This window comes from Jeotgalicoccus sp. WY2, from assembly GCF_018437745.1.
Classification (GTDB): domain Bacteria; phylum Bacillota; class Bacilli; order Staphylococcales; family Salinicoccaceae; genus Jeotgalicoccus; species Jeotgalicoccus psychrophilus.
The window spans coordinates 363,309-384,177 of the sequence record NZ_CP049818.1; the positions used below are offsets into that span (position 1 = coordinate 363,309).

Annotated in this window: 23 protein-coding genes and 4 pseudogenes; 4 read left to right on the forward strand and 23 right to left on the reverse strand. The window is 37.6% G+C overall.

The window, feature by feature from the left end; all coding sequences use genetic code 11:
- Positions 1 to 405: 405 nt before the first annotated feature.
- Together G4D76_RS02095 and G4D76_RS02100 are read right to left on the reverse strand one after the other, a co-directional pair.
- Entirely contained in the window at positions 406 to 663 is a 258-nt protein-coding gene (locus tag G4D76_RS02095) for a hypothetical protein (protein WP_213810401.1), read from the reverse strand.
- Between the two features lie 19 nt (positions 664 to 682).
- Positions 683 to 1,944: pseudogene (locus G4D76_RS02100) on the reverse strand (Y-family DNA polymerase).
- A 181-nt stretch (positions 1,945 to 2,125) separates the two neighbouring features.
- Here G4D76_RS02100 and G4D76_RS02105 point away from each other — a divergent pair.
- Entirely contained in the window at positions 2,126 to 2,212 is an 87-nt protein-coding gene (locus G4D76_RS02105; RefSeq protein WP_371814643.1) for a type I toxin-antitoxin system Fst family toxin, read from the forward strand.
- Between the two features lie 110 nt (positions 2,213 to 2,322).
- Here G4D76_RS02105 and G4D76_RS02110 read toward each other — a convergent pair whose 3' ends face one another.
- The 18 genes and pseudogenes from G4D76_RS02110 to G4D76_RS02200 form a co-directional block, all read right to left on the reverse strand.
- A complete protein-coding gene (locus tag G4D76_RS02110; protein WP_213809565.1) occupies positions 2,323 to 3,084 on the reverse strand; it encodes an ATP-binding protein in 762 nt (253 codons plus the stop codon).
- A pseudogene (gene istA / locus G4D76_RS02115) lies at positions 3,074 to 4,597 on the reverse strand (IS21 family transposase). Before istA ends, G4D76_RS02110 begins: the two are co-directional and overlap by 11 nt.
- A gap of 509 nt (positions 4,598 to 5,106) precedes the next feature.
- Positions 5,107 to 5,472: a hypothetical protein gene (locus G4D76_RS02125; RefSeq protein ID WP_213810404.1), complete on the reverse strand. Its 366-nt coding sequence runs from the start codon at positions 5,470 to 5,472 to the stop codon at positions 5,107 to 5,109.
- Between the two features lie 36 nt (positions 5,473 to 5,508).
- Positions 5,509 to 6,393 (reverse strand): coiled-coil domain-containing protein, encoded by an 885-nt coding sequence (locus tag G4D76_RS02130; protein WP_213810405.1) that lies wholly within the window; start codon positions 6,391 to 6,393, stop codon positions 5,509 to 5,511.
- Between the two features lie 127 nt (positions 6,394 to 6,520).
- Positions 6,521 to 6,931, reverse strand: a complete 411-nt coding sequence (locus G4D76_RS02135; protein ID WP_213810406.1) for an AAA family ATPase — start codon at positions 6,929 to 6,931, stop codon at positions 6,521 to 6,523.
- A 2-nt stretch (positions 6,932 to 6,933) separates the two neighbouring features.
- The gene (locus tag G4D76_RS02140) at positions 6,934 to 7,275 is read right to left on the reverse strand and encodes a hypothetical protein (protein ID WP_213810407.1); all 342 of its coding nucleotides are present in this window, start codon (positions 7,273 to 7,275) and stop codon (positions 6,934 to 6,936) included.
- A gap of 123 nt (positions 7,276 to 7,398) precedes the next feature.
- Positions 7,399 to 7,584, reverse strand: coding sequence for a hypothetical protein (locus G4D76_RS02145; RefSeq protein WP_213810408.1), 186 nt, complete (start codon positions 7,582 to 7,584; stop codon positions 7,399 to 7,401).
- The gene (locus G4D76_RS02150; RefSeq protein WP_213810409.1) at positions 7,574 to 8,254 is read right to left on the reverse strand and encodes an SIR2 family NAD-dependent protein deacylase; all 681 of its coding nucleotides are present in this window, start codon (positions 8,252 to 8,254) and stop codon (positions 7,574 to 7,576) included. Before G4D76_RS02150 ends, G4D76_RS02145 begins: the two co-directional genes overlap by 11 nt.
- A 29-nt stretch (positions 8,255 to 8,283) precedes the next feature.
- Entirely contained in the window at positions 8,284 to 8,517 is a 234-nt protein-coding gene (locus G4D76_RS02155) for a hypothetical protein (RefSeq protein WP_213810410.1), read from the reverse strand.
- Between the two features lie 447 nt (positions 8,518 to 8,964).
- Positions 8,965 to 9,599 (reverse strand): annotated as a pseudogene (locus G4D76_RS02160) (FusB/FusC family EF-G-binding protein).
- Between the two features lie 174 nt (positions 9,600 to 9,773).
- Entirely contained in the window at positions 9,774 to 10,364 is a 591-nt protein-coding gene (locus G4D76_RS02165; protein ID WP_213810411.1) for a hypothetical protein, read from the reverse strand.
- On the reverse strand, positions 10,364 to 10,939 hold the full coding sequence (locus G4D76_RS02170; RefSeq protein WP_213810412.1) for a hypothetical protein: 576 nt from the start codon (positions 10,937 to 10,939) through the stop codon (positions 10,364 to 10,366). Before G4D76_RS02170 ends, G4D76_RS02165 begins: the two co-directional genes overlap by 1 nt.
- Positions 10,888 to 11,283, reverse strand: a complete 396-nt coding sequence (locus G4D76_RS02175) for a hypothetical protein (RefSeq protein WP_213810413.1) — start codon at positions 11,281 to 11,283, stop codon at positions 10,888 to 10,890. Before G4D76_RS02175 ends, G4D76_RS02170 begins: the two co-directional genes overlap by 52 nt.
- A 354-nt stretch (positions 11,284 to 11,637) precedes the next feature.
- Positions 11,638 to 12,312, reverse strand: a complete 675-nt coding sequence (locus G4D76_RS02180) for an ATP-binding protein (protein ID WP_213810414.1) — start codon at positions 12,310 to 12,312, stop codon at positions 11,638 to 11,640.
- Positions 12,313 to 12,315: 3 nt separating this feature from the next.
- Entirely contained in the window at positions 12,316 to 12,474 is a 159-nt protein-coding gene (locus tag G4D76_RS02185; protein ID WP_213810415.1) for a hypothetical protein, read from the reverse strand.
- 110 nt (positions 12,475 to 12,584) lie between these two features.
- Complete coding sequence (locus G4D76_RS02190) at positions 12,585 to 13,010, reverse strand: hypothetical protein (protein ID WP_213810416.1); 426 nt, start codon at positions 13,008 to 13,010, stop codon at positions 12,585 to 12,587.
- Complete coding sequence (locus G4D76_RS02195; RefSeq protein WP_026859778.1) at positions 13,000 to 13,776, reverse strand: hypothetical protein; 777 nt, start codon at positions 13,774 to 13,776, stop codon at positions 13,000 to 13,002. Before G4D76_RS02195 ends, G4D76_RS02190 begins: the two co-directional genes overlap by 11 nt.
- On the reverse strand, positions 13,757 to 14,602 hold the full coding sequence (locus G4D76_RS02200; protein ID WP_213810417.1) for a hypothetical protein: 846 nt from the start codon (positions 14,600 to 14,602) through the stop codon (positions 13,757 to 13,759). The genes G4D76_RS02195 and G4D76_RS02200 overlap by 20 nt, the downstream gene beginning before the upstream one ends.
- Positions 14,603 to 14,853: 251 nt before the next feature.
- Here G4D76_RS02200 and G4D76_RS02205 point away from each other — a divergent pair, with 251 nt between their 5' ends.
- On the forward strand, positions 14,854 to 15,591 hold the full coding sequence (locus tag G4D76_RS02205) for a MerR family transcriptional regulator (RefSeq protein ID WP_213810418.1): 738 nt from the start codon (positions 14,854 to 14,856) through the stop codon (positions 15,589 to 15,591).
- Positions 15,592 to 15,715: 124 nt separating this feature from the next.
- Here G4D76_RS02205 and G4D76_RS02210 read toward each other — a convergent pair whose 3' ends face one another.
- The 3 genes from G4D76_RS02210 to G4D76_RS02220 all read right to left on the reverse strand — a co-directional run bounded on the left by G4D76_RS02210 (position 15,716) and on the right by G4D76_RS02220 (position 17,850).
- On the reverse strand, positions 15,716 to 16,234 hold the full coding sequence (locus G4D76_RS02210) for a hypothetical protein (protein WP_213810419.1): 519 nt from the start codon (positions 16,232 to 16,234) through the stop codon (positions 15,716 to 15,718).
- Positions 16,209 to 16,433 carry a hypothetical protein gene (locus G4D76_RS02215; protein WP_213810420.1) on the reverse strand — a complete coding sequence of 75 codons (225 nt, stop codon included), beginning with the start codon at positions 16,431 to 16,433 and terminating at the stop codon, positions 16,209 to 16,211. The genes G4D76_RS02210 and G4D76_RS02215 overlap by 26 nt, the downstream gene beginning before the upstream one ends.
- Before the next feature lie 61 nt (positions 16,434 to 16,494).
- Complete coding sequence (locus G4D76_RS02220) at positions 16,495 to 17,850, reverse strand: M20/M25/M40 family metallo-hydrolase (protein ID WP_213810421.1); 1,356 nt, start codon at positions 17,848 to 17,850, stop codon at positions 16,495 to 16,497.
- A gap of 217 nt (positions 17,851 to 18,067) precedes the next feature.
- Between G4D76_RS02220 and G4D76_RS02225 the strand changes: the two are divergent.
- Together G4D76_RS02225 and G4D76_RS02230 are read left to right on the forward strand one after the other, a co-directional pair.
- Positions 18,068 to 19,229: pseudogene (locus G4D76_RS02225) on the forward strand (YeeE/YedE family protein).
- Between the two features lie 158 nt (positions 19,230 to 19,387).
- Positions 19,388 to 20,815, forward strand: coding sequence for an NAD-dependent epimerase/dehydratase family protein (locus G4D76_RS02230; protein ID WP_213810422.1), 1,428 nt, complete (start codon positions 19,388 to 19,390; stop codon positions 20,813 to 20,815).
- Positions 20,816 to 20,869: the final 54 nt, after the last annotated feature.

Here is a 20,869-nt window from a genome sequence, read left to right on the forward strand (position 1 = left end):
ATAATGACGCAAATAAACATAGTGATATGTATCCACTGCTGGCCCATGCCCAGGCTGTAACCATTCTCCATGTAGCCGAGCAATGTCGATCCCCCGACCCCGGTACCGATGAATGTCAGGATTAAAGGGAAGAATGAAACAGTTCTGCCGGCAACATTATAATCCTCATATGTTTTCGTCTTTCGGTTGATATACAGAGCCAGCAAAATCAATAATATGAAGTACACAAAAACAATGACTGATAAGATGATTCTCTCATTTCCATCAAACAAATAACCACTCGCTTCCTTAAATTTGAATTGTCATGGGTGTAATGAATTATGCTGCTAAAGCATCTTTTTAATAATATCATATCTTAACCTTACTAAAACACGCCCGGCTGCTCACCGGACGCTTCATCTATTCCTACATAAACAGTATGCTGACTAAAAATATCCCTGCAACGTTAACCAGGATCGCTGACAAACTCAGTTTTTTCGCTCTGCCTTCGCCGGTTTGTGTGATTAAGAGGAGGACCACACTTAAAATCGCGAGACCGATGGCAATATAATACGGCAGACCCAACGGTGACAGGTAAATATTGCCCGCTTCATTCGCCGCAATCGCCGTAATCAAGTAGATTAAGTTCAATATTGATAAAATAAGTATCAGTATCCGCATCATATCACTCCTTATCCATATTCTACCTTTTATGTCCCGCAATTAAACCTTCACGGAGCTTGAGCGTAGAGGCTTCGGTGCAGCTGATGGCCCGCATTACACTCAGCTGGCCATATTTCACTTTCAGTGCATCGATGGTCTTCATCAGCGCTTCTTCTTTCAGCATTTTGTCGACGTCCTGAAAAAGTGAGACCTGTTTCTGGCTGTCCGGGATAAAGTTCGTCAATGTCACGCTAATCGTCCGGTACAGGGCGTACGGATCTGCGATTTTCTTCAGCTCCTGCCAGAGTCTTCTCATAATCACATCTTCGCTGTTGGTGCCTTCTTTAATAGTAAACTGCTTGCGGTAGATATGACCGTCTTTCGTGCCAATGGAAAACTGCACGGTACGTACGAGATGGTGCATGAGCCGCATACGGTGTGTCACTTCATCGACATGTTCAAGCAAAACAACATAAGTTTCGCTGAACTTGTAGTCGCGCATCAGAATTTGGCTTTTTGCAATAGACGGCGAATGGACCTTATGCTTTTCGCTGATTTTGCTGAAATCGATGCCGTTGGCGTGCAGATGCCAGTCGACACCGATAATACCGAAATCCCGCTTCAGGTACTCGTGCGGATAGTTGGCCAAATCCCCAATATTAAAAATTCCCCGCTGGTTCAGTTTCTTTTCACTTTTCTTATTGATGCCCCAGAATTTACTGAGCGGCTTAATGTGCCACATTTTCTCTACCACATCCTTATACCGCCATTCGGTAATCCCGTCTGGCATGTGCTTGGCTTCAATATCCAAGGCAACCTTACTTAATAACAAATTATCACCGATACCGACCGCAGATTCGATTAAGGTCTCTTCATAGATTTCGGTCTTTATCTTCCTGGCAAGCTCTCTCGGTGAAGCGGCAAACAGTTTGTAGCTGTGCGTGACGTCCATAAAGAACTCATCGACGGAATACTGATGAAAATCTTCAGGTGCGACGTATTTGAGTGCAATTTCCGTAATACGCATGGAGTAATCCAAATAGATTTTCATGGACGGATTGATAATGTAAATATCGCTGCGGCTGGGAATCTCGAACAATCTGGACCCCGTCTTAATGCCGAGTTTCTTCAATTCAGGTGTCGCTGCGAGCACAACAGAACCGATACTCTTTGTGTCCCCTACCACAGCGAGTTTGGTTGTCTTCGGATCCAGCCCCTTCAGCCTGCATGACACGCTGGCAAAGAAGCTTTTAAATCGATGCACAGAATATCGTACTGCGGACACAGATTATAGTCATACATGAATACCACTCCTATATAGAACATATGTTCTATATTAGCATAAGAGTGCCAAAAAATACGGGTTTTAATTTTGATTTTATAAAAACAATCGAACAAGTGTTCTATTTTTGGTATAATTAGTATATCGCCTATCCATCCCGGGCGAAATATTGACCGGGAGGAGTGGAGTATTATCTGTACTATTTTTGTATATCTCGTTGGCCCGATTATCGTCGGGTGCATCGTGCAGCTGTTTAGGTATTGGCTGGAACAGCAAAGAAAAGATTAGGCGATAAAACACCAAAAAACCCCCAGGCGCTCTTCCCTGCATACGGCGCTGCTAAGTTACCATAAAAACGCGATTTACGATACCACGTAAATCGCGTTTGTCATTACCACTTAAATCGACGTATCGATACCATCGATTTTACGTAAGGATTCACCACTTAAGATGAGTTTATAGGATTTTGAACATGCACGATCTAAAATAGCGTCCGCAATCGCACCGCCACCTAATTTTTTGTGCCATTCTGCTGAAGACATCTGTGAACACAAAATTAAAGATTTCTCGCGACTCCTTAACTCAAAGACTTCCATCAAATGCTTTTGCTCCTGTTCTTTAGTCGACGTTAAGAGAAAATCATCAATCACCAGCACATCTATTTTCATGAGTTTCTTCAACAATTTATCTAACGTGCCATGAAATTCAGCGAGATCAATATCATTCAATAATTCAGTCATCCGATAATATTTACCTGTAAATCCAGATTCAATCGCATGATTGACGAGAGCGTTGGCTAAATAGCTTTTACCTGTACCTGTCGCCCCTTGAACAATGACATTTCGATGATGTTGAATATAATTGTTGGTTGATAATTGTTCAATACTTTCTTTGCGTAATCCTCTGGTCGATTCATAGCGGATATCTGAAATCTGTGCCTCTTTATGTGACAGAGTGGCTTGTTTTCGATACCGTTCAATGCGATTATCTTGTCTGATTTGATACTCTTCGTTAACGATTACTTCTAAATAATCCAGTGGCGTCAACGCATGATTCTGCTCTGACAAATACATACTATGGAGCTGATCTGCCATTGTTGTCAGTCGCATCTCACGTAACTGACTGATAATCATTTGTAAGCGCTGTTGATTATTGCTCATAATAATCAGCCCCTCTCAAAAAGGATTGTTCCGGGACTTTCCGGGGTGCTAGACTTTAAGTGGGACGTGCCAGTGTTCAGTAATTGCGTGATTAAGCGATAAGCTGGATGAGATGTACGTTCTAATGCATGATGGCAGGCAACATTCAGGGCGGAATCTGAATGAGTGTCTGCCAATTTCAATAGTGCGTGGACCCGTTTGTGTGTTTGTTCCGGGCCATCCGAAAACATCTTTTCAACGACTAAATGGACGTCGGGACCAATATGTCGCGCCCACTTCAAATAGCGTTGACTATTCCACTCGCCATGTGTCGCACTATTTTTAGGTAAGTGCTCGAGGACCGTAGTATAGCCGCCCGGCAGTTTATTCAATGTCTCATGCTCACATAACATGCGGTCTTGATACCATACCTGGATCTTTTTCGCATAAATTTTAAGTTTGAGACGCTGACCGATATATTGATACGGCACAGAGTAATGGTGCTTCTGATAACTGATATGCGCATTATTATAAACCTTCACTGTTTTATATTCACAGTACTCAAATGGGACAGTTGGCAAAGATTGAAGGGCCGTACGCTCCATGTCGTTAAACATAGAGAATCGAGAGCCTGGCTTCTTTTGAAACGGTTTTTGATTAAAACGATTCAGTTCTTTTCTTAAGTAATCATTGTAATCATCCAAGCCAAAGCATTGATAATTCCGCATGCGTGCAATAATGTGGGTCGTTAATGATTTGACCGTATTTTCAACAGTCGCCTTATCCTTTGGCTTGCGTACCCGAGTCGGTAAAATAATCGTGTGATAATGATTCGCCATCGATTCGTACGTTTCATTTATTTTAAGCGTCGTTCGGGTATGCTTCGTTACGCCTGTTTTCAAATTATCGGGGACCAGCACGGTCGGCACCCCTTGAAAATATTCAAACATCTGAAGATGTGCATTAATCCAACTGGGCTGCTTCATATCATGACAGCCCATCGCAAATCCATATCCACTGAAGGGCAACACAGCGACAAACAAGTACCCATAAATCACTTCACCGGTATCTGGATCGATCCAGCGTATTTTGTGCCGGCCCAATCCACTTCCACACGTTCTGCTTTGTGTTTCATGACATGCGTAAATGACTTCTGACTCAGATAATCATTAAAATACTTTTTAAATTGCGTCAAACGATAGTACGGTTGACCAGTATGCCGGCACATATCGACATACTCTTCCCATAATAACTGCATTGTCACACCCGGCTGGGCGAGCGACTTGGATAACGATGCGTAATCCGGCAAGGTGTAATGCATGTCTCGTTGAGTGGGTTTGGATGGCCTGGGTCCAAACAATGTATCGAGCCGGTCGGCATCCCAGCCACTTAATTCTTTGTAGGTTAGTTTGTGCTGACTGGCGGTATCGATGGTGCGTTTAATGACGGGCCGACCGGATCCGACCATGTCACTGATTTTCCTTTGACTGAATGATAATTCATTCAATCGGACAATCTCTAAATAATTGGGCATTGACTGCCACCTCCATAAATATTTTATGCCGCTGTTGTGCGACATAAAACATTTATAGCACTAATGAGATTGAAAAAGTAAGTCATAATCCTCTATCAGAGGATTAGGTGCGTATATATTATCCGATTTAGGTGGTAACGAGCGGTGCGATTTGGGTGGTATCAAACGCAACGACGCAGTGGTAACTTAGCAGCGCCGTAAGCACTTCCCAGCACTTGGGGGTTTGGTGAAGTCATGTGTACTATTTTTGTTAACTTTAATTTAGCATAATGTGAAGCTGATTTCCAGTTTGAGATAATCTCACAGTTTAAAATATAAAATGAACCTCCAATCTATGACCAGTAGATTGGAGGTAAGGTGTTGCAATGGATTATCTTTTTGTATTTTGATTATATCATCTTAAACTTTATAATAGTATTATTCGATAAGATATGAAATTCACTTACTGAACAGACAACTCATTCTCACTAAGATCGATAAAACCATTTTCTCCTTTTCTAAATGTATATTTAACAAACATTTCGACTTCTTTTGGTGGGGTATTCTCTACTACTAATCTGAGCTTTTTTCGATAAATCTATAAGCATATAGTAGATGTTTAAATACACCTCTGGATCTTCTATCAAAGTATGTGTTGCAACATCATCATGATACTTGTTAGTCCCAAAATACTTACTGATAGAATCAAGAATTAATAATTGTGGATGATACTTAGAAAATTCACTTGAAATAATTGCATCTAAAAAAGAAAGTTGCATACATTCTAACAATCCACCACTTTCATGTTCGTAAACACTCGCATCTCTATAAAATGGGATATATTTATCTTCATGAATAAATGTATTTGAAACATCTAAATATTTTAGTTTTTTCATATTCCATTTATAAGTTTATTAAGCTCATCAAATATTTTAAATTTCCTTTCTTTTTCCTTCTGTATTGCTCAACTTATGTTTTAAAGTATTTAATGTAGACTCGTCATCCTCTATTATTTTTTTAAATTCACTTACTTTATTAAATACCCTTTTACTTTCCACTAAAATTTCTCTGTCTTTTTCCAAAGTATTAATATTTATATTAATACTATTAATTTGAGGGAGATACGGTACTTTTATATCTTTCGAAAACTCTTGTAACGCAAGCTCTAAAATTTCCTTTTTCCTAAGATTATTATTTAACTCAATCTCTAATTCTTCCAATTCTGTATTACTTGAATCTAAAACTTCATGTACCATCTTGACTTTATTATCGATAGCTTTTAGTATTCGATTAAAGTTAGTGGTGGTACTTTTAGAAGTTCTTTCATTGTGTAATTTATTTTCTACTTCTGAGTTACATAGAGGACAAGTAAGTATATGTTTATCTATTACAAGTTTATAGTTTATTTCTCCTGTTGCTTTTATGTCATTCATTTCTGATTGATAATCAGATAAAAGATATTCGTTACTTACTATAGATAAATTAATTTCTTTTTTTCTTCCCTCAATATTAACTATATTGCTATCTAACTCATTAAGTTCAGAATTCAATAATGTAAATTCTCTATTACTCGAAACTAACTCTTTCTCACTATTCTGCATTTCAATTAAATCTTCTTTTCTTTTTATGAGTTTATTTATTCGTATATCAAAATTTTCAATTTCAGATATAAGTTCGCTATAATTTGAATTACCTCTCTGATCTAAATAGCCAAGAAGGTTATTCATTTTATTCTTCTTATTCAATATTTGGTTTTGCACTTCTGTTATTTCTGTTTGTATTTCATTATTAGAATAGTCAATTAAATCAAATATCATATCGAAAGAAATTGGATTTTTATATCGTACCATAGGAATATTATTTGATAAAAATTATGTGTTCCGAGATCATGCTGATTTATATAACTGTATCTAAACAGATCTCTAAAGGATATTGTTTCAGTAGTCAATTCGTTGCTACGTGGTTGTTTTTTGTTTTTTTAAATTCCATTATTCCAAGTTTATTCATTAAAAATTTTTGGAATTCTTTTTTTCTCATTTTTTCTGGCATATATTCACTAATAGAATTAAACTCACAATAATAAATTAATGATGAAGAAGTATTTTTATTAATATTTTTTGCAATAGTGAATATTTCTCTATTGATTTCTAGCTGTAAAAATACTATATCAACATACTCTTTTAGCTCTGGTTGAACCTTTAATGATAAACTATCTTTCCCAAGACAAAAATCTATTAAAGATAGTACCAATGATTTACCAGATGTAGTTTCACCACTAATCACATTTAAATCTTTAGAAAAAAACAATGTTCTTTGGTATGTTTTCCCTTGAACTATTAATTTGTTTATAATCATAATTAAATTCTCCCCTCAAATAAGAAATAATGGGTATTTTGATCACCATAGCGTTCTTGATAGTCTCTAATATCATTAAACATATTTTCCAAATACACGTTAATACTTTCAGACTCTAAAGATTCAATTGTTAAAATACCTTCGTTAGTAATTGATATTGCTAGCTTACTTGATTGGCTTAATAAATCTCCATGTACCGTGACTAAATTCAAGTTAGATAAATATAAGATTATGTCATTTACATTCTGTTTATCTCTTAAAAATTTAAAAACCACAGGTAAGTTTTTCTCATTGCTGCCAAAATGAATATATACATAGCATTTTAGTATATCTTCTATATTCATCTCTTTTTCCTATACTCTTTCTGATAAAAATAAAGCATTCCAAGATATTTCAAATATCAAGCTTCTTATTATCAAATAGCAAATTTATCTCGGTTGGAAGGACAAAGTTTTTCCTATTTTGATTCATCTTTCATCCCCCCACCAGATTTCTTTTTGATCGTCATCAGCTAGAATATGAATAAAACCTTTTGATTCATTTGCTGTTGGCTTATTATCTCTGACTAATCTCTCTAAATCTATTTCTCCTAAATTTTTATGAATTTCTGTCAATAAATCTTTACTAGTTCTCTTTTCATCATCATATCTCAATATATTTTTCTTGATATGTCATAAAAATTTCTCCTAGTATTCCGTCAATAAATTCTTTGGGTAAACCTAAATTTTTACAGTTTCTGATGAATATTTCGGCAGCTAAATAGAACATTCTACTGAGCTTAATCATTTTTTCACCAATATTTGCTATTTCTAGCTTTCGATAGAATAAATTATTTTCATGAGTCTGAATTTTCTCCAATCCTTCCAAGCCAATAGCGGGATTAATTTTATACGGAGACATTAAATTCGGTTTCTCCTCAGTAATTTCAGTGAGCAACTTCCTAATCTCTTTTACATGAGTGGAATTACTAACGTCATATTTAATTATTTTTATACCATATTGATCTCTTAATTTTATTATCATATTCTGATCAATTTGATTATTACCTGTTAATAAATAATGTGTTCCCTTGAAAAACTCCTTATGATTTTTCAAAAGTTCTTTAACAAACGTATCGCTGAACGAAAAACCAAGAAATAAAAAACTATATGAACTCGAAAAAGTTTTCATTTTGTTATCGAATTGTTCATCACTATAAAGTTCGTCATACTTTTCCGGAGAAATTACAATCGAATCAGGATTAGATACACAGCCGTGTATATGAAAAAGATATTTTTCTTTGTCATTGTGAAATAATCTCTGTATGTCAGAAGTATAATCCAATAAAGTATTAAAACTATGAATACTCGGGATTATTTTTCCATTAATTTATCATAGTTTGTTGTTACATATACTTTAAAATTATCTTTTAATAAATCTTGATAATTATTATCTTCAACTTTTCTTATATCAATTTTATCTAAGGAATAATTATCTGCGATTCTTTCTTGTATTTGTTGATCATTTATTAAACCAAATTTTTTAATATCTTTAATTGCTTCTTGATAATCCCCTTTTTCTAAACTATGATTAATTGCCGGCCACATTCTTGAGTCTACAAAATCTTTTTTAAGTTCATGAACTAAATCTCCCCAGGATTGTAGATTAAACGGGATAGAAAATCCAGCTCCAATAAATGGAACAACTCTATTATTTTATATTTCTCTTTTAATTCATTAATTAAATATTGATTCACTAATTATTCACCTCTCTACTAAGATTACGCATATAATAAATAAAGTAATTACTTTATAAAAAGATTTAAATAATTACTTAATACCTTCAAAAACATTCTTTATTTTCAATCAATTATAACAATTAAACTATTATAATTACTTACTTTTTTATTCTTAGGAAACTGAATAACCGAATAGAAATCTCACTAAAAACAACACTACAAGTATCTTAGCAAGACTAAAAAAACTCTTCTATAATTAGAATACAAAGAAGCCCCAACCTACTCTAGTAGATTAGGACTTAATTTTATATAATCCCTACTTCACATTCTCAACAAAAGCATATAAGTCTTCAATATCCGTCAGGTGCTGATTACACACTGCGCTGTCGCTGCAAATATAATCGCCCTTTTTCTTATATGTGCCGTCGCCGGATGTTTTTGATTTACATAAAAACAAAGAAACTTTGGATTCTTGGTTGCAGATCTTACAGAATCCTTAATCTTGTTCGATGATAATTCGCCGTATATTCCGTCAAACTGCTTATCCCTATTTTTATATATAAAATACTTACGGTTCGATGATAAGTCATTCCACGCGATGAAGCATACCGACTTTTTATCCATCTCGCCAAAATCAGGTACCTTTAGTTTCTTCACCTTTTTAAAGAGTTTACTCACTTGCGGATTTGATGGCATTTCATAGTCTTCCACAACTGCTCTCAATTTCTCCAGAAGCTGGTCTGCCCGCTTCCTGGACAGTTTAACATCATCGATATCCTTAAGAAATTCACCGGCATCTATATCTTTATTATCAAACACACTTTTAATTTCATTTAATAGAAAATCCTTGTGTGCCTGCAGCGTTTTGACATCGTTTGTTTTATATAATCTCACTAATTCAGTCACCAGACTTTTCACCTGGTTGAATTCATATACTTTCAACTGATTCATTTCTAATTTCCTCCTGTTTATTAGAAGTACTTTATGAAAATGACATTATTATTCCATTAAAGCACTTCGTATTTTATAAAATAAGTGCTCGTTCGTACGATGACTGACATCTTATTGTGTCTCATTCAATCATCTCCTCGAATTTAAATCATTGTTATTACAACAGACATTTATTTACACACTCGTAATCCCGTCGATTTCACCCATTCTGCCTTTATCTATCAGTGCTTTGTTCTGCTCGATAAAGTGCTCACGGCTTTCTGAGATCATTGTATTAAACCCGGCGACAACTGCTTCCTCTGTTTCGCTCCATAACTGGTGGTTGTAGTTTTTAAAATCCGGAATTACTTTTTTCGCTGCGTTTTTCCTTATATGTTTGGTCAGTCCTTTTTTCCATCCTGTGATGGATTTAAATACCATACCCGCACCAATCGCAGCACTGAGTGTCAGACCTAAAGGACTTGCTAAAAAGGCTGCAGCTGCACCGGCTTTTAACATTCCAAAGCTCGCGAGTATTCCGGATGCTTTAGTCAGCAGTGCCGTGCTTCCAAGTTTTCCGAATGAGGACATATATAAAGCGAGTGCGCCCGATGACCCGAGTCCTGCGAGTCCGGTGACAAACCAGTTTTTTGAGTTATTACCGAACTTAAGTCCGGATACGTTGATAAATTCATGCTCTATATTTTCAATCGCTTCGTCTGTTTTCTCGTTGAAATACTCTATTTTACTACGGACTTCAGCATTGATGATTTCCACTTTCTCCATCAGCACATGTTCCGTAAATGCTTTCTGTTCCTTTTCTTCATTTTAACACCTTGAGTTTCAATCTGTTCCAGTAATTTTTCTACTGTTAAGTCATCATAAAGCTGCAGCTTTATTAACTGATCAATCGACTGTTTATTCTCTGCCGCCAGATTTTTCAGCATTTCTTTTTTCTCACGAATTCGTGATATATGCTTCTCAAAGTCTGTCAGCCGTTCGTTGAACGTTTTTGTGTTTGCTGATTTCTCTTTAATGTCTTCACTGATTATTTTATAAAATGAGTCATATTTATCAATAAGTCTTCCGTAGTCAATAACCGGTGCAACAGATGAACTGTCAAAGTCGTGAATCAGAACGCTGCTTCTTTGGTTGTTAACTGTTTTAACAGCACTTGGCAAGCTGAATTTATCGACGACAATAACATATACGTTCTCTCCGTAGTCAGGAAGTATATAGTTGTCATAAATATTTTGTGTTTGTGATGAATCTGCAAGTAAAACTAATGTTTTATCTGATGATTCATTATTTATATTAACTGGCTGTTCTGCATAGATTTCTTCTTTGTTAAAGAGCGCCATAAAATTGATAACCAGATATTAACCGGCTGTATAAAATTACGATAATTTAAATACTGTGTACTCTTAATTCCGCTTCGGTAATTAAGCAAATGAAGTGTGTCTTTATGTTTAACTTCTTCAGAGAGATTACGCACTTCCATGTGATCAATCCCGAACAGCCCAAAGAAAAACTTCTCCAGAAAATCATCTGACTGTGTCAGCTCACGATCTATAATCAGATTAAATTCTCCAATGAGATTACGGAGGTTTTGTTCCGCAATGATTTGGTCAGCAGTATTTAATTCTTTAAATTCAGCGACCTGATTGATGAATGTTTGCATATTACTAATGTTTTCGTCACTCATAAACACCCTCCGTTCTAACCATCCGCATTCCTGTATTTGCTGCGGTTTCGTTTTCTGTTCAGCATTTTTTCAATATCCTGATCGATTTTTTCTGAGATTTTACTTTCAAGCACTGCTGATATTTTATTTTCCAGAGCATCTTTACTTTGCTCATTATTACTTAAATACTTTAGTTCTTCGCCGTATATTTCTTTATAGTAAGCGTCCAGTTCATTGTAAGTCTCAGCTGTCAGTTCTGCTTCTCTCTTATCCCGGACAAATTGTACTTCTGTAAGAAGCAGTGCTCTGATTGTCTCTGAATACCTGTTCGTACCGATTTCAGTTTTGGATAAATGAAACTTTCTGGCTGTACGGTTACATATACTCTATATCTGCACCGGTAAATCCTGCTGATTCCCGGGCCAGCTGCTCCAATTCATCATCATGGAGCTTTAACGGAATTGCCCGCTTATTAAGCTTATCCTGAAACAGTAGCAATCTTGCCTCTTTACCAGGTTTACTTACATAGAAGATTTCATCGAACCGTCCTTTTCTTAAAAACTCAGGCGGCAGCACACCGTCAACGTTATTTGCAGTACCGACAACAAAGGCGCCTTTGTTATCATCACTCATCCAGCTGAGCAGTATACCAAATACTCTTCTTAATACCTGGTTGTCATTATCATTGACACCGGAGAATGCTTTTTCTATTTCATCAATCCACAGTACACAGGGGCTCATATGCTCAATGATTTTCAATGTTTCCATAATGTTTTTTTCACTGTCACCAACGTATTTCCCCATGATTTTACTGATATCGAATTTAATAAGCTTTAATCCTAAAGCATTCGCAGCGGCTTTTGCTGTCATACTCTTACCTGTACCAGGCTCACCTAAAATAAGTATACCTTTCGGTAATTCCACACCATTCGTCGTCAGCAGATTCATATTCGAAAATGCCGCCCGTTCTTCAATATATGCTTTTAAATGATCCAGACCGATAATATCGTCAACATTCTCTGTAGTTTCAACAATGGATAATGTCCCCATTTTTTAAGCATCTGTTCTTTGATCGTATATTTCTCTCGATATGCTGCTGTCTATTTTACTATTGAATACTTTAATTCCAAATTCGTAAAATATAAACGACAGCGCCTGCGTTATTTCGTAATAGGATAATCCTTTAATCCTCTCTATTAAGTTTGGGTCCATATTCCCGGCATCTGTATATGCTTCCAGATTATTCGTGCTGATAAATTCCTTAATAATATCGTAATATCATTTTCATCCGGAAGCGGATTTTCAATAATCATTGCACCGTCTTAATTGAGGTGGAATATCATAATGACTGCCATTAAAATAATTGTCGTATTATAATATTTATTCGTCTGTACTCTATGTACAAAAACACTCAGGATTTCACTCAGTTTGTCAGACTCATCGGTCCGGTTACCATTGAATAATGATTCTGCACCGTGAATAACAACAATCTGACCTTTGTCTGTCTTCAGTAATTCAGTTAATGCGCCGAGGAGTACATCATAGTCGCTCAGTTCAACGCTCGGATGTTCACTAAACCCCTGAGTAATATTAAAAGAAAATACATGTTCGATCTGACTTTTGGTTTTAAAACTTCTCATCGTTTTTTCGACTTCATCAAGACTGAATCTCTGCAGGAAAATAAGGGGAATATTTGATTGAATAAACTTGGTCACTTCAAATTCCAGTCTTCTGTTATTATTCATCATATTTCACCTCTATATATTCTGCATAAGCACTTGAGTCTTTTAAATCTATTTTAGCGCCAGGTGCATAAATTCTGTTGACCACCTGCTGCTCACTTCTTTTGTTATAAATATCAACAAACGAACGTGCACTTTCAGCACCTTCATATGCCGGAGTGAGATTCTCCAGTGTTAATGGTCCTTTACAGCTGGTGATTATAAATTTAGTCCTTAATTCTGTAATCTGTGTGAAATCATCTGCACGGTGTATCTCCAGACTGGATACATCATCGTCTCCCCAGTATCCGTCTTTAAGAAATACAAGTATATTTCTAATAAACTGCTCGGATATCTCACCGGAGTAGTGATCGATAGTAATGGAGAAGCCAAGGAAAAAATCCAGACTGCTGTTCATGAGTGCTGATTTCTCACCATCAGAAAGCTCGGCAAAGAATAACTCATAATCCAAAGTAATCTCTGTTATAAGATTTAAAACAGTTTTAAAATCATCATTTCTCTCTGACCAGAGTGTATTTAACAATTGCTGAAATGCCTCTTTTTCCGAAGTATAGGACACACTGTTATCCAGCATACTTATAAACTGATAATACCCTTCAATCGTGTCATCACTATTAACAACTTCAACAGCTAAATGATTACTTGCCCATATCTTCAAATCATCCGATTTAAATTTCTCATACAGCTCCAACTTATTTCTGTATTTAATTAATCCTGGTATGTCATGTATCAAATTGTTTCTGAATGAAATTTTAGGACTCAAAGTTCTCATAATCCGACTCCTTATTTTTGCTTGTCTCTTTACGTTCTGATGCTCTGTTTCTCACAAGTAATTTAGATTTCACTGTATTCAGAGCATCGACCATCTCTTCACGCTTTTCTTTGTCCAGTGCAGTCACTGCGACTGTAATGACAACACCTTGTATCAGCGCTGATTTCGGTCCGAATGCCAGCATTAAAATAGTCAGTCCATGTTCTCTGACAAGCGGATTATGCTTGACGAAGTCCATGATGGCAATAATATAATTCTCATACAGCTGTTTCATCTTCTCTTTCAGCTGGAGTTCAGTGAGTTTATTCTGCCCATGTTCATACACTGCATGTGAAACACTCATACTATGTTTAATCATCATAGTAAGCAGCATCTTGTAATTATCTTCACCGATATTTTTGTCAAGATCACGGCTGTCGAGCAGTTCATCTGCTAAAAGATACAGTTTATTAATCAGTGTCGTTTCCTCTTCATCGGTCATATTGCCTTCAAGATATGCTTTATATTTTTTAAAGCTCGAATACAGAGCGTTATCAGCTAAGTCAAAATGATCTTCCAGCTGTGAAAAAGTATTATTAAATAAATCCAGTCCTTCTGTAGATACTTCTTCCAGATCATCAAATTGACGTAACTCACGGTTAAATGACTGATCACTGTTCATACCGTCTTCCATATTCTCTGATCTTTGCTGGGCATATGCTTTCAGCTTGTCTCCAGCATTCTTCATGACTTCCCTGCCGACAACCATACTTGTTTCTTTAACGATTTCTTTAAATTGCTCACTGGCAATGACTGCTTTAAGCTGGTTCATCAATGCTGCATTCATAATATATCCCCCAGTTATCCGTCTCATTTTTATACGTTCGATGACAGATTCTATAATTTACACTTTGCTTTTACTTATACCCCAACAGGACGCTTCATACTCCTCTGCCCCTGCGTCAAATCAATGTATAGAATTATTCATTTTGTCACGTTATAGTACATATTAAAGACTCAGTCCATAAAAATATTAAAATACCGGTTGACCCTTACATAACGTCATACTCTATTCTTAATTTGTCAGGAGGTTTAAAAATGTATTATGTTAAAGAACTCAGTGAATGGACTGGTGTTTCCGTGCGTACGCTGCATCATTATGATTCCATTGGTCTTTTACCGGCTAACAGGAGCGACAATGGTTATCGTTACTATACTGATAAAGATCTCGATAAGCTTCAAATCATTCTGGCTTATAAGCATCTGGGATTTGAACTCCAGGAAATTAAAGAGATGTTTGCAGACAGTAAAGATAATCAGCTGACTCATTTAAGAAGACAGCTGCAACTGATGCATGATGAAAACCGGAGAATACTGACAATCATTAATACGCTGGAGTCTACGATTCTGGCGAAGGAAAGAGGGATTAGTATGACAAGTCAGGAACGTTTTAAAGGGTTAAATTACGATGATAACGAGGAGTACAAAGCAGAAGCGGCTGAAAAGTACGGTAAAGAAGTGATTGATACAGCAGCTAAGAAACATCAGGGTAAAGAGCAGGAAATGACAGATGGGTTTAATGAGCTGTTCTTTGCTTTTGCGAATAATCACTCGGCAGGTATTTCACCATCCGATTCAAAAAACGTTGAACTTGCGAAATCACTGCACCATCATATACGTGAGTATTCATTCGACTGTTCTCTGGAAGTTTTCGAGAGTATCGGACTGGGCTATGTTCAGGATGAACGGTTCAAAAAGAATATCGATCAGTTTGGTGAAGGCACTGCAGAGTATGTTAGTGAGGCTGTAACTGCATACGTCAAACAGAAGCAGTAAACTTTAACAAAAAGGAAGCGGGATAAGAATCCCGATTCCTTTTTGTTACACCCTTACAGAATATCAAGTTTAATTTAATTGATGATAAATCTATATTCTTAATTTTAGAGGTTTCTAATATTAATTAAATCTTCAGTTCAATCTTCTCTGAAAGTCTACAAATTTCATTACCTAAATCATTCATTAAAAATGAAATTGCATCTGCAAAACCATATAATGCACCTTCATCTAGAAGTTGAACAGATATTAACTTTTTCAATGCTGACTTGAACATTCTCAAATCTACATTATAAAATATTTCATAATCGGTAATTTCATTCTCATCCATCAAACCGTCTAAATCATCCATATCAAAGTTAAAGTATATTGCAGTAGCTGTTGCTCCAGTATTATTATTCTTATATACATCAAAATAATTGTAAACTCTTGTCAAATTAGACAAATCCCAGTCATTCAAATTGCTTAATGCATCAATAATAAGTTGATCATCATAACTCATTATTCTCTCATTTATAATAATTTTTCCAGCATAATATCCTAAAAGTTGTGCTATTTTTTCAGTTGATGATTTTAATGCAGATTCTAATACCTCGAGGAAAATTTCTTGTTTGCTTTTATTACCTATAACCTTCTGATGATTCATTTTTTTCTCTAGTTATATTATTATTCTCTATACTTAGATGAAATCCTTCTAAATAATTCTTAACCTTAATGTTTTGACGATAACTCCAAGCTTTATTTGCTACCCCAACAATTCCTTTGGGTATAATAATTTCTGCATAATCATCAATCTCTAATGTATTAAGAAAATCTATTAAGAGTTCATACTTCACATCATCCATATAGTATCTCACCTCAAATTTAACTTAATTAAAAAGGTTTTTGCCTAGATAACTGTCACTTTCATTCATACTTCTTTCCGAGCGTCTTCACCAAATTACAAGTACATTTAATGCCACCGAAAAAGTTCTCCACTTTCAAGTTCTCGTTGGGTGAATGGTTGTGCTGGTCGAAGTTGGCGTACGGCATGATGATGGATGGTGTATCCAGGTAATCGGTCCATACATAGTCAGGTAGTGAGCCCGGCATGCTCGGCTGGACTAACGGCATCTTACCGTAAGACTCACCGACAGCATCTGTCACCACCTGCACTATATCGAGATCCGACGGTGTTCGTGACGGGTTCATTGCGCCTCTGTATGTCACTTTAACATCAGCATCGAAGGCTCTGACATGTGATTCAATCTGCTTAAATATCTCTGCCGGGTCCTGATCAGCAACGAGTCTCATATCGATGCTGACCGTCGCAGTTGACGGAATAATCGTCTTCGCATTGTCTCCTGTATAACCGCTCGACATGCCGGCAATATTAAACGACGGTTCCATTGTAAGACGATGGTAGTAGGTCTCACCGTCCAGCTTTAAATCTGTAAAGCCGATCTTCTCTCCAATGTCTTTTTTGTCATAAGGTAAGGCAGATAAAAGTCTCAAATCTGATTCAGAAGGTTCACGAATGTCATCGTAGAAGCCATCCACGAGTACTTTGCCGTCCTCATCCCTCATTGTGTTTAACAGTTCAATCATCTTCCACATCGGATTTGGTACAACGTTCCCGGTATTGCCGGAGTGGTTATCGAAGTCTGCAGTTTTTACCGTCATTTCAAAGTTGAGTATGCCTCTTACGCCGAGCAGTATTAACGGATTGCCGCTGTTGTGAGATGAACCGTCTGCGGTATAGACAAGATCCGCTTCAAGTAAGTCTTTGTTCTTATCCACAAATTCGGGCAGGTGCACACTGCCGAGTTCCTCTTCACCTTCAAAGACAAATTTGATATTAATCGGCAGCTCACCGTAGAGTTCCTGATACGTCTTAATACCAAGCAGCTGGGCCATTAATTGTCCTTTGTTGTCGCCGGCACCTCTGGCGTAAATTCTCCCATTTCTTATCTCGGGTTCAAATGGATCTGATTCCCACAGTTCCAGCGGTTCAACAGCCTGAACATCGTAGTGGCCGTAGATTAATAAGGTGAAGCGGTTATTATCGTTCATCAGCTCGCCGTACACGACCGGATTGCCGCCGGTTTCCATAATCCGGGTATCAATACCGAGTGCTTCCATATCTGTTTTCAGGACGCCGGCACATTGTCTGATTGCCTCACTATCGGTGCTGATACTCTTAATTTTAAGAAAGTTAAACAGCTGCTCCATATACATGTTTTTTTGTTTCAGTAAAACTGAATCCATCTCTTCAAGTGTCATATCTGTTCCCCTTTACTAATTACTTTGTGAGTTGTCATAATATTACTACAATTTAAAAGGGAATGATAATTGATATTTTATTTTGCTGTCAGTTACCCCCGCATAATTACACTCTTTGACAAATGTCCGCTGTCCTCTTATACTGTTTAAATCATACTAAATAACTCTGAATAGGAGAATTCAATTGGTCAGTCATATTAATACTGTGAGTCAATCAATGGACCCGGTCCAGCCTCATGCAGATACACTGAAAGATCCTCAAAAATTGCTTATCGGTGGTGGAATTCTAGTCAGTTTAGTTTTATTTATGTATTAGCAATCACCCAGTCAATCATGCAGCCAGTTCTTATGGTGCTTGGTTTACTGCTCGGGTTTACGTTATTTCATGCGCGTTTCGGTTTCACTTCCGCCTTTAGACGGCTGATGTCTGTCGGCAACGGTGAAGCAATACGCGCGCATATGGTAATGCTTGGTACAGCAACTGTAATATTCGCACCTATTTTAGCACTCGGTATTTCATTTTTCGGTGCAGAAGTTACAGGTTATGTTTCGCCAATCGGTGTCAGCCTCATTGTCGGTGCCTTTTATTCGGTATCGGTATGCAGCTCGGCGGGGGTTGCGCGTCCGGTACACTGTATTCAATCAGTGCCGGTCGTTCGGTCATGTTCATTACTTTAATTTTCTTTATAGTCGGTACGACAATCGGTGCAGCACATTTACCATTCTGGACAGAAGAGATGCCTTCGATGGGCTCGTTTTCACTCGCAACTTCGACTAATCTGGGATACGGTGGTGCTTTGGTCGTCTCGTTATTAATATTCGGTTTAATTGCCTATATCAGTAAAGTCGTTGAGAAAAAGAAAAACTCTCCTAAAGTTGCACCATTGCCAACTGCACACGGCTGGAGAAGAATTTTCAGAGGCTCGTGGCCATTAATGGCTGCAGCTGTCGCTCTTGCAGTGTTAAATGCCCTGACACTGATGACGCGCGGTGAACCGTGGGGAATCACTTCAGCATTTGCGCTTTGGGAATCTAAAGCCGCAAAACTCATCGGATTTGACGTCACGAGCTGGGGTTACTGGCAGGGAGAAGCGGCCACTGCTTTAAACGCATCAATATTTGCTGACTCTACTACTGTACTTAACTTCGGGGTAATCTTGGGTGCCTTTATAGCATCAGCAGCAGGCGGTCTTTTAATGGGCTACGGTGCACGCCTTGCATTCGGCTGTAACATTGGTGCTTACTTCGGTGGCATTGCTTCATTCAGCCTGCACGGATACATTTGGGGCATCGTTGCCATCGGCGGTACATTCCTTGCACTTTACTTAAGACCCCTGTTTGGGTTATCCGTACCAAAATCAAATGATTCTGTATGTTAGTAAGAACAAACCCGGACAAATGTCCTCCATAAAATCAAAAGACTCCCATTAAAATTTATATTTTAATGCGGGGTCATTTTTATGTCTGTGAATAGAAGACTGTTCTCTTCAATTAAGGGTATAAATATAAAAGTCATGCAAGAATAAGGAGTGAAATAATGAAAATATTACTAACCGGTGCGTCGGGCTACATCGGCGGAAATTTACTGCAAACCTTAAAAGAAGACTACGAAGTTGTGGCCATATCCAGAAATACAAAAAATAAAGAAGATGAACAGAATGTAACCTGGAAAGAAGCGGACTTATATTCGCAGCTTGATATAGAAAATGTTATGGAAGATATTGATATCGCGATATATTTAGTCCACTCCATGCAGCCGGCTTCCAAACTCTCCCAGGCGAAGTTTAAGGATATGGACGCCATCCTCGCAGATAATTTTGCATGGGCAGCGAAACGTAAAGGTGTGAAGCGGATTATCTACTTAAGCGGCATTATACCCGATGATAATAAACTGTCTGAACATCTTTCAAGCCGGCTCGAGTGCGAAAAAATTCTCGGTTCCTACGGGATTCCCGTATCCACTTTAAGGGCGGGTCTCATTGTCGGACCGAAGGGCTCGTCATTCCCGATACTGTATAACCTCGTTAAACGGCTGCCCGCTTTAGTGTTGCCGGCATGGGCATATAACCGGACGCATCCGGTTGCTTTAAAAGATGTGATTACAGGCTTATCGAAAGTCGTAAAACGTCAGCCGAAAGCAAATGAGTCCATCGATATCGGCGGGCCAAAAGAGAAAACTTACAAAGACTTATTCCAGGAGACAGCGGAAGTTGTAGGTAAAAAACTGCCGATGATGGATTTGCCGATTATACCCATCTTCCTGTCGAAGTTATGGGTACGGCTGATTGCCCAGAAACCGAAAGAAATGGTCTATCCATTACTTGAAAGTCTGACACATAATATGGTCATGAGCAAAAAGAATTATGTCGAAGGGATTTCTAATGCGCCGACGACCTTTAAAGAAAGTGTGCGTATTGCGCTCGACGGAGAAATGGATCAGAATACCCCATCTGCTCCGGAGTTTGTGCATAAAAAGGATCTGGAAAAAAATGATGTGAAATCCGTCCAGCGTATCCGCATACCGGAACAGTGGTCCATCGATGATACGGCCGATTACTACGTCAACTGGCTGTCGAGAATCGGCGGCAAGTTTATTACCACACAGGTTCAGGATGCTGAAACATCCATTACTCTGCCCTTCTTCAACAATCCGATTCTGATACTGGAACGCTCGGAAGAACGATCGTATGAAGACCGGATTCTCTACTATATTAAGGGCGGCAGATTTTCTCAGGAAAGAAAAGACGGCCGGGCCCGCCTCGAATTCAGAAGAATTGTTGATACGAACGAAGTGCTGGTCGCGATTCATGAATATGAACCGACCCTGCCGTGGTTTGTCTATACGCTGACTCAGGCGAAAGTCCATCTTTTAGTCATGCGCGCCTTCGGCTTTGAAACGGCCATACTTGCGAATACCTTAGATTCCAAATATGCGAAATACGCTTCCAGTCCGACGTCGAATTAATATTTTACTGATTATGAGTCTGGTCACTGCCAGGCTCATTTTTATCTGCTTAAA

Bases quoted from the DNA above. Each gene is read 5' to 3' on its own strand.
- G4D76_RS02095 (WP_213810401.1), bottom strand. From the start codon at position 663: ATGATGCGGATACTGATACTTATTTTATCAATATTGAACTTAATCTAC.
- G4D76_RS02110 (WP_213809565.1), bottom strand. From the start codon at position 3,084: ATGAGCAATAATCAACAGCGCTTACAAATGATTATCAGTCAGTTACGT.
- G4D76_RS02125 (WP_213810404.1), bottom strand. From the start codon at position 5,472: ATGAAAAAACTAAAATATTTAGATGTTTCAAATACATTTATTCATGAA.
- G4D76_RS02130 (WP_213810405.1), bottom strand. From the start codon at position 6,393: ATGATATTTGATTTAATTGACTATTCTAATAATGAAATACAAACAGAA.
- G4D76_RS02135 (WP_213810406.1), bottom strand. From the start codon at position 6,931: ATGATTATAAACAAATTAATAGTTCAAGGGAAAACATACCAAAGAACA.
- G4D76_RS02140 (WP_213810407.1), bottom strand. From the start codon at position 7,275: ATGAATATAGAAGATATACTAAAATGCTATGTATATATTCATTTTGGC.
- G4D76_RS02155 (WP_213810410.1), bottom strand. From the start codon at position 8,517: ATGTGGCCGGCAATTAATCATAGTTTAGAAAAAGGGGATTATCAAGAA.
- G4D76_RS02165 (WP_213810411.1), bottom strand. From the start codon at position 10,364: ATGGAGAAAGTGGAAATCATCAATGCTGAAGTCCGTAGTAAAATAGAG.
- G4D76_RS02170 (WP_213810412.1), bottom strand. From the start codon at position 10,939: ATGGCGCTCTTTAACAAAGAAGAAATCTATGCAGAACAGCCAGTTAAT.
- G4D76_RS02175 (WP_213810413.1), bottom strand. From the start codon at position 11,283: ATGAGTGACGAAAACATTAGTAATATGCAAACATTCATCAATCAGGTC.
- G4D76_RS02180 (WP_213810414.1), bottom strand. From the start codon at position 12,312: ATGGGGACATTATCCATTGTTGAAACTACAGAGAATGTTGACGATATT.
- G4D76_RS02185 (WP_213810415.1), bottom strand. From the start codon at position 12,474: ATGGACCCAAACTTAATAGAGAGGATTAAAGGATTATCCTATTACGAA.
- G4D76_RS02190 (WP_213810416.1), bottom strand. From the start codon at position 13,010: ATGATGAATAATAACAGAAGACTGGAATTTGAAGTGACCAAGTTTATT.
- G4D76_RS02195 (WP_026859778.1), bottom strand. From the start codon at position 13,776: ATGAGAACTTTGAGTCCTAAAATTTCATTCAGAAACAATTTGATACAT.
- G4D76_RS02200 (WP_213810417.1), bottom strand. From the start codon at position 14,602: ATGAATGCAGCATTGATGAACCAGCTTAAAGCAGTCATTGCCAGTGAG.
- G4D76_RS02205 (WP_213810418.1), top strand. From the start codon at position 14,854: ATGTATTATGTTAAAGAACTCAGTGAATGGACTGGTGTTTCCGTGCGT.
- G4D76_RS02210 (WP_213810419.1), bottom strand. From the start codon at position 16,234: ATGAATCATCAGAAGGTTATAGGTAATAAAAGCAAACAAGAAATTTTC.
- G4D76_RS02215 (WP_213810420.1), bottom strand. From the start codon at position 16,433: ATGGATGATGTGAAGTATGAACTCTTAATAGATTTTCTTAATACATTA.
- G4D76_RS02220 (WP_213810421.1), bottom strand. From the start codon at position 17,850: ATGACACTTGAAGAGATGGATTCAGTTTTACTGAAACAAAAAAACATG.
- G4D76_RS02230 (WP_213810422.1), top strand. From the start codon at position 19,388: ATGAAAATATTACTAACCGGTGCGTCGGGCTACATCGGCGGAAATTTA.